The organism is Nostoc sp. (assembly GCF_036917975.1).
In the GTDB taxonomy this organism is placed as follows: Bacteria; Cyanobacteriota; Cyanobacteriia; order Cyanobacteriales; family Nostocaceae; genus Nostoc.
Genome location: NZ_JBALEJ010000029.1, coordinates 1 through 6,465 on the forward strand (window position 1 = coordinate 1; position 6,465 = coordinate 6,465).

Below are 6,465 nucleotides of genomic sequence, written 5' to 3' on the forward strand. Positions count from 1 at the left end.
AAGGTTTAACTGTCATTTTTTATAAGTGCTTACCCCGGCTTACTTTGTTGAAGCCGGGTTTTTTAACGTCTCCCTATCTGGGAAAGAGACTTTGAAATTATCTCCCCTTTTCTTCACGTTACTATCTCAGAAAAACTTACTTCCATAGCGATCGCACAGAAATTACTTGCCAAGATTGATTTGAAACTCGATTATATCGGTCGGTTGGGTAAGCGTGAAAATCGGGAGTGCGTTTAATCATAAAAATACAGTAGTCACAATGTTTACTTTACTCATATTGTTTAATTATGCTCCCGAATTGTAGGCTTCATTCAGTTTGCTTGCTGATTCTTGTAACAAGCGTTGTTCATGAGCATTTCTTGGTATCACCAGTTTGCGCTCAATACCTATTGAGCTAATGATACATGGAAGCCCAAGAACAATTTCACTGCCAACTCCATAGTTGGAATCTGCTCTGGCCGATACTGGAAATATCTGCTTTTCATCTCGCAGAATGCTATCAACTAACTGACAAACTACCGTTGATATACCATAGCTAGTATTTCCTTTACGTTCCAAAATGCTATTACCTCGTTTACGGGTTAACTCTGCGTACTCTTGCTGAATTTGTTCCAGTGTCACTCCTTCTGGTATGGGAAATTCCGTTAAAGCAATTCCCCCAATAAATGCACTAGACCAAACAATAAATTCACTGTCTCCATGCTCTCCAATCACATAAACATGAACGTCTTGAAGAGCAACATTCAGTCGTTTACCAAGTTGATATCTCAGTCTAGCTGTATCAAGAACGGTTCCAGAACCGAAAATTAGGTTTTCTGCTCTCGTGGAATTGGCGAGTGCAATCCGCGTTAGTACATCAACTGGATTGCTAACAATAAGTACGATTGAATTCGGTGCAACTCGATCCAATTCTTTCATCGTCGAACGGATGATCTCTGCATTGTCACTCAACGTATCTAATCGGGTCTGTCCAAGTTTCTGCTGCACCCCAACTGTCACGACAATCACATCAGAATCAGCTAAATCCTCATACTTAGTTGATGGTATAATTTCCATTTCTTCAAGTAGGGGAATGCTGTCTTCAATATCCCATGCTTGCCCCTCAGCTTTTGATAAGGTTCGGTCAAAAAGAACCACTTTTACACATTTACGGAGTAGCACTAAAGCATTTGCTACGTCTGCACCTACATTCCCTGCGCCAATGACACCAACCTTGGATGTTTTGCTAATCATGTCATATCTACTTTTTTGTTACTGCCTCAATTGGTTAATGTTAACTCCAGAACTAGCCGAGCAGTATCTTTCACAACTGGGCTTGTCCACTGAATCGCGGCGACCAATGGAGGATGGGCAGCGTGTTCGGTATTATCGGCTGAATACTGAGGATGTCGAGTTTATCCAGAAGGTACTGGATTATCGGCAAAGGCAACGGGAAGAGAGGGAACGGAAACGCCAGGAGGAACAAGAGAGAAATGCGGCACATAAAGCTAGAATGCAGTCTCAATATGGAATTAATGCTCCGTCCACACCCCTCATTAATGAAGATGGAAGTAATAATCGGGGGGGTATGGACACAGATGAAGAACTCAGTGATTCTTGGTGGGAGCGGGTTAAATACTATGCTCGACTGGCGATTGAGCAGGTTGAATACGGTGTAGAATCAGTTAAAGAATTACTCAGTACCCTGACGATTGATGAGCGTTGCGGCGTGATGCTGGAGTTTGAGGATCTTGACCCTGATAAGTTTGCTCAACTGGTGACAGATGCTCCACAGTGGACTGAGTGGATAGGCTGAGAAAGTGGGGCTTACTATTAACCACTTTAGTTGTTAGGTTAAAAATGCTGCTTGGTTTCACCGAAGATCACGCCGTACTGCTTGGTGAGAGAATTTGTGTTGCCTTTTATCAGTTATCAGTAGGGAGTCAAAGTTTGTTGCTTTGTCTTAACTGTTAACTGATTTGGTTTCAGTCATCTGTAATCGACAGATAGACAAATCTTTTGAATGGGTGAATGCATAAATACGTGACTGAATATCTTATAATTAATGATGAATATTCAACATTCATTGCACCTCGATTTCTACCTATAATTAAAAGTTATCTGATTATGCCAGACTTTGTTTACATAACCAAAATAGGTACGACTAGAATAGCAAATTATAGCGAAGTAGATCAGGACTTAGTTGATAATTTTAGATGGCGAGTTGATAGTGATGGTTATCTGCGGAGAAATAGTCCGCGAGATCAGCAGGGAAAACAACAAACTATTTTCTTTCACAAATTAGTGGCTCAAAGAATGGGGTTAGATATGTCCCTTGAAATTCACCACTTCAACAGCAACACTTTTGATCATCGACGCGAAAACCTCAAAGCATCGACCCGTCAACAAATTCAAATGAATCGAGGCAAGCACTGTAATAATAAGTCTGGCTTTAAGGGAGTAGTAGTGTGTAATGGATGGCGTGGGAAATTTCGAGCGCAAACCACAGTCAATAGTCAACCAATAACCATTGGTTATTTTGACAACCCTGAAGATGCTTATCAGGCGTATTGCGATTATGTCCAACCCATACATGGGGAATTTTTTAAAAGAGCTTAGTCGCCCTCTCCCATGCCCCTCTGCCCATCGGTGAGAGGTTAAGATAGTCTTACTTTCTCATCATATCTGCTATATCTACCCTACCGCAGTACTGCCGTGGTCAAGGGAGTCACAGGCTCGGATACAGGTGTACGTCCTTGAACCATTGATAATTTGACCGTTGACAGGTGTGGCAAAACATGATTTCCAAACAGTTCGCACTCTTCAATCAGAGGATAACCTGACAAGATGAACGCCCTGATTCCCATATCCATATAACGATTTATCTTCCAGATAATTTGCTCTGGTGTACCAACCAATGCTGCCCCACAGCCAGATCGCGCCCGACCAATACCACCCCACAACAGAGGCTCTAAGTAATCCGATGTGGATTTTGCTCGGATCTCATCTTGGCGTAAAACACCCAAAGATTTGTGGTCTTGTGTACGTTCTTTAAGGTTGAAGCCAGCTGGATCAAATTTTGACATAATACTCTGTGCCCAGGCGTGCGCTTCTTCTTGGGTTGAACGCACAATAACATGAACACGGAAACCAAAGTCAATCTGACGACCATATTTGGCTGCTCTAAAACTCATGTCCTGCATAGTTGCGTAAATGCTTTCTTCTGGTTCCGGCCACATCAGGTACACATCGCAATATTTGGCACACACTTCTTTTGAACCCTCTGAAATCCCACCAAAATATAGCAGTGGCCCCCCATTTTGCTGATAGGGCTTCACTGGGTCTGTGGTATCAAGTTTGACCTGATAGATTTCACCTTCAAAATCAATACTTTCCTTATTCCAAGCTTGTTTGAGGATTTCAATAGTTTCGCAGCATCGTTTATAACGCAGTTCAGGACTTTCTATTACACCAGGCAGATTGGAATTAATAATATTGATAGTCAATCGACCTTTAAGAATATGATCCAGCGTAGCGATATGACGCGCCAGCATGGTCGGGAAAATTTCGCCTGTCCGCAAAGCCGTCAGCATATTGATGCTTTCGGTTTGCGGGCCCATAGCAGAGGCAAAGGGAATCACTTCCTGCCCAACGAGGTATGAGGTCGGCAGCAGTATATTACCAAAGCCCATTCGCTCGGCGGTCAGCATGATCTTTCGGCAGTGTTCATAGTTGCTCCGGCGTTTTTCGTCTAGTACACCTAAATATTGTGTATCACCCCCACAAAGGTCGTCAAACCAGGCAACTTCAGCGTTTCGTAATCGTGTTCGGTGAGCAACAGATTTTAGAGGTTCGGTGAGCATTGGTTTGTGATTTTCATCTCAATAGACTTGTCCAACTTATCGTGTTTCATACCCAAAAAGGGTATCCACTAAGGTATGCTTTAGTTGTACCGCCCACAATATACCGGGCTTGTACCGAAAATCCTTTTTCTTCTTTGCTCCTGTGCCCCGGAAGCAATTTGCTAAGAGACAGAAACGACAATTCATTAGACAGCTACTCAGGCGATCGCTCCCACCACTCACTGACATATCGCAATCAATCCTCCTTTCATTCTCAGGAGCTTGAAAGTCTTTCTCCACAAGCCTTGTTGGGGCTGAAGCGGAAAACGCACCTTGGACTCAACAGCGCTGGTCAGTTGGTCAGTTCTACCAACACTTAGTCTCCAACGAAGGCGAGGCTGTTGGAATTGCTGATGGGGAGCCTTACTGGAATGCATATCTAGGGCAGTGGCAGGTTTGGGTTAACTTTGCAGACGGGTGTACGTCTGTGGTGTGCGATTGGTTGGTGGGGGTATAAGCAATTTTGGGTTAAAATTGTTCGTCTAATTCGCTAAGTACATCTGCTAAATCTCTTGCTCCATGAAATACCCGAAGAATCTCAATAGTAGTATCCTCAATCCGATAAAAAATTAGATAATCCTGAAAGTCTTTGATGGACAAGGGAAAAAGAGAGCGATTAGCTTGTGGGTACTCACGCCAATTATAAGAGCCTGTTTACAAGCTCCTCTCAAAATCCTAGAGGCTGAGTCTTTGCTGATGTGTTCATCACTGCGACCGGGAAATAGGTAAACATCCCCGATGAGTGGTTAGTATTCAACCAGTAACCGCCGCAGGTCGGAGATCACTGGGATTGACCTAGTAGCCGTTTCTACGTCTAAAGATACAAGTTTATTTAATTTTGAGAGATTAATCAAAGATTAATGAGATATTAAGTTGAAAAACGGTTCTTCAGATAGAAACTTATGACAACCGAGCAAGAGCTTCAATCTCTTTTTAATACCTTAGATAGGGATCAAGACGGCAAAATCTCCATTAATGATCTTTTTTTAAGTCCTGGCTTAAGTGCAATCATCTCATCAGAAACAAATACCAGTAGTCCCCAGGAATTACTAGCCAATTATGATTCAGACTTTGACGGTAGTATTACCTTTGAAGAGTTAAAGTCAGCAGTTGAGAAAGTAAGTAGTTTAAACTAGCAACCTAATCCCTAACACTCAATACCCAAAAATCCCCCAAAGCGCCCACGCTTCGAGGGATTTGCAATTTTCATGGTCATTAGTGACTCCTTAGCACAAAAGAGATGACCACACAAGTAATTGACATTCCCCAAACACTGACCCAGGTGGAAAGTGCTGCTATTCAAGGTTGGAAGGGACTGAAGCTGAAAATGCACTTTGGACTGGACAGTGTTGGCTCTTTCTACAGTTGACGGGAGCAAGTTTGTTTTAACCCAACATTGAACCTGAACCAACTTCCCACTGATGTTTGAGCAATTCTTGGTAAGTCTTTTCCCTTATCATCATCTGCTTGTACAGCATCTGCAAAAATTCTTGAGCTTGTTCACGGGACATCTGCTGCACTTGGTCTGCGAAAGTTCTAAGGCTAAATTCTTGTTCTAAAGATAATTCAATGGGTTGATTCATCGCTTTTATTACTTACTCTTTTATTTGAGTTTGCTAAGTTAAGCAAATATTGCTTTATATAAATAAATGTTACGATACCTTTACAAAAACCAAAGGGGTGTAAACCGTATTGGCGTAGGTTAGAATGCCGTATCTGCTGCTAAAAACCTTGATATCACTCCATTGTGGCAACCCAAGTCAAAACTTAAGTTCTAAAGTTTCTTACTAAGAGGTTTTTAAAAGCATTTTTCGCCTCTGCTTGCGGCGGGCGAAACAGTGCCATCGCTCAAAAGAAGAGATGGGCAATACAATTATTTTTTTGGGCAAGAGTGGTGAGCGTCGAGGCGCGATGCTGGAGTTTGAGATATGGAGATGACAAATTTGCTCAACTGGTGGCAGATGCGCCGCAGTGGACTGAGTGGATGGCGTGAAAAAGTTAGGCACAGATTGCGATCGCTAACCCTGTCAGTTCCTCCCAAGCAAAAAGAACTAACTCTTATCCACCATCCAGGGATTATTAACTATGGGGGCTCTCTTTGAGCCTCACCAAAATTCTAGTCGCACACCAACGTCAAAGCAATTCGCAATTATCAAGTTCGCAATGACGATAAAAAATCGGTTCCCGTTGTATAAGTTCGTTCAAAACATTATCACCTCGCTGTCAAAGTGGCATCAACCTGGTACGATCTACTTGCTGTTTGGTAGCTTGCTTTATCTGGTTGAGACAATTCTGGTGACAATCGCCTTCAATGTGCCACTCAATGATGCCCTAGCGATCGCCAAACCAGATAGTACTGAGGGTGCAAACCTGTGGGCTAGATATCTAACCAATTGGACGCTTAGGAACTATGTTAGGACAATCTTGAGTTTGGGGCAGCAGCATTACTGACTATCGCGCTCTGTGATCAAACAGTGCAATAGGAATGTTGGCTCTTCGGCTATTTTTATGGAGTATTAATAGTAAAATGCCAGTTTAATAAACTGCGTAATCTAAAATTGCTAAAGTTACGAAAGCCATATCC

10 protein-coding genes are annotated in these 6,465 nt (G+C 42.5%); 6 read left to right on the forward strand and 4 right to left on the reverse strand.

Annotated elements, in window-relative coordinates; translation table 11 throughout:
• Positions 1 to 285: 285 nt before the first annotated feature.
• A complete protein-coding gene (locus V7K76_RS13695; RefSeq protein WP_334774553.1) occupies positions 286 to 1,233 on the reverse strand; it encodes a malate dehydrogenase in 948 nt (315 codons plus the stop codon).
• 37 nt (positions 1,234 to 1,270) lie between these two features.
• Between V7K76_RS13695 and V7K76_RS13700 the strand changes: the two genes are divergently transcribed.
• Positions 1,271 to 1,795: a hypothetical protein gene (locus V7K76_RS13700; protein ID WP_334774554.1), complete on the forward strand. Its 525-nt coding sequence runs from the start codon at positions 1,271 to 1,273 to the stop codon at positions 1,793 to 1,795.
• A 311-nt stretch (positions 1,796 to 2,106) separates the two neighbouring features.
• Positions 2,107 to 2,598 carry a hypothetical protein gene (locus tag V7K76_RS13705; RefSeq protein WP_334774555.1) on the forward strand — a complete coding sequence of 164 codons (492 nt, stop codon included), beginning with the start codon at positions 2,107 to 2,109 and terminating at the stop codon, positions 2,596 to 2,598.
• A gap of 80 nt (positions 2,599 to 2,678) precedes the next feature.
• On the opposite strand, the gene V7K76_RS13710 is transcribed toward V7K76_RS13705, so the two are convergent.
• Positions 2,679 to 3,842, reverse strand: a complete 1,164-nt coding sequence (locus tag V7K76_RS13710) for an LLM class flavin-dependent oxidoreductase (protein ID WP_334774556.1) — start codon at positions 3,840 to 3,842, stop codon at positions 2,679 to 2,681.
• A gap of 507 nt (positions 3,843 to 4,349) precedes the next feature.
• Positions 4,350 to 4,481 (reverse strand): type II toxin-antitoxin system RelE/ParE family toxin, encoded by a 132-nt coding sequence (locus V7K76_RS13715; RefSeq protein ID WP_265276706.1) that lies wholly within the window; start codon positions 4,479 to 4,481, stop codon positions 4,350 to 4,352.
• A 302-nt stretch (positions 4,482 to 4,783) separates the two neighbouring features.
• On the opposite strand from V7K76_RS13715, the gene V7K76_RS13720 reads away from it, so the two are divergent.
• Together V7K76_RS13720 and V7K76_RS13725 are read left to right on the forward strand one after the other, a co-directional pair.
• The gene (locus tag V7K76_RS13720) at positions 4,784 to 5,017 is read left to right on the forward strand and encodes an EF-hand domain-containing protein (RefSeq protein ID WP_334774557.1); all 234 of its coding nucleotides are present in this window, start codon (positions 4,784 to 4,786) and stop codon (positions 5,015 to 5,017) included.
• 104 nt (positions 5,018 to 5,121) lie between these two features.
• Positions 5,122 to 5,250, forward strand: coding sequence for a hypothetical protein (locus V7K76_RS13725; protein ID WP_334774558.1), 129 nt, complete (start codon positions 5,122 to 5,124; stop codon positions 5,248 to 5,250).
• 16 nt (positions 5,251 to 5,266) lie between these two features.
• Here V7K76_RS13725 and V7K76_RS13730 read toward each other — a convergent pair whose 3' ends face one another.
• Positions 5,267 to 5,464 (reverse strand): NblA/ycf18 family protein, encoded by a 198-nt coding sequence (locus V7K76_RS13730; RefSeq protein WP_334774559.1) that lies wholly within the window; start codon positions 5,462 to 5,464, stop codon positions 5,267 to 5,269.
• A 345-nt stretch (positions 5,465 to 5,809) separates the two neighbouring features.
• Here V7K76_RS13730 and V7K76_RS13735 point away from each other — a divergent pair, with 345 nt between their 5' ends.
• Positions 5,810 to 5,983, forward strand: coding sequence for a hypothetical protein (locus tag V7K76_RS13735; RefSeq protein ID WP_334774560.1), 174 nt, complete (start codon positions 5,810 to 5,812; stop codon positions 5,981 to 5,983).
• A 61-nt stretch (positions 5,984 to 6,044) separates the two neighbouring features.
• Complete coding sequence (locus tag V7K76_RS13740) at positions 6,045 to 6,332, forward strand: anthrone oxygenase family protein (protein WP_334774561.1); 288 nt, start codon at positions 6,045 to 6,047, stop codon at positions 6,330 to 6,332.
• Positions 6,333 to 6,465 lie beyond the last annotated feature (133 nt).

Coding starts and splice junctions, on each gene's coding strand:
- V7K76_RS13695 (WP_334774553.1), bottom strand. CDS start 1,233: ATGATTAGCAAAACATCCAAGGTTGGTGTCATTGGCGCAGGGAATGTA.
- V7K76_RS13720 (WP_334774557.1), top strand. CDS start 4,784: ATGACAACCGAGCAAGAGCTTCAATCTCTTTTTAATACCTTAGATAGG.
- V7K76_RS13730 (WP_334774559.1), bottom strand. CDS start 5,464: ATGAATCAACCCATTGAATTATCTTTAGAACAAGAATTTAGCCTTAGA.
- V7K76_RS13710 (WP_334774556.1), bottom strand. CDS start 3,842: ATGCTCACCGAACCTCTAAAATCTGTTGCTCACCGAACACGATTACGA.
- V7K76_RS13740 (WP_334774561.1), top strand. CDS start 6,045: ATGACGATAAAAAATCGGTTCCCGTTGTATAAGTTCGTTCAAAACATT.
- V7K76_RS13735 (WP_334774560.1), top strand. CDS start 5,810: ATGGAGATGACAAATTTGCTCAACTGGTGGCAGATGCGCCGCAGTGGA.
- V7K76_RS13705 (WP_334774555.1), top strand. CDS start 2,107: ATGCCAGACTTTGTTTACATAACCAAAATAGGTACGACTAGAATAGCA.
- V7K76_RS13725 (WP_334774558.1), top strand. CDS start 5,122: ATGACCACACAAGTAATTGACATTCCCCAAACACTGACCCAGGTGGAA.
- V7K76_RS13700 (WP_334774554.1), top strand. CDS start 1,271: ATGTTAACTCCAGAACTAGCCGAGCAGTATCTTTCACAACTGGGCTTG.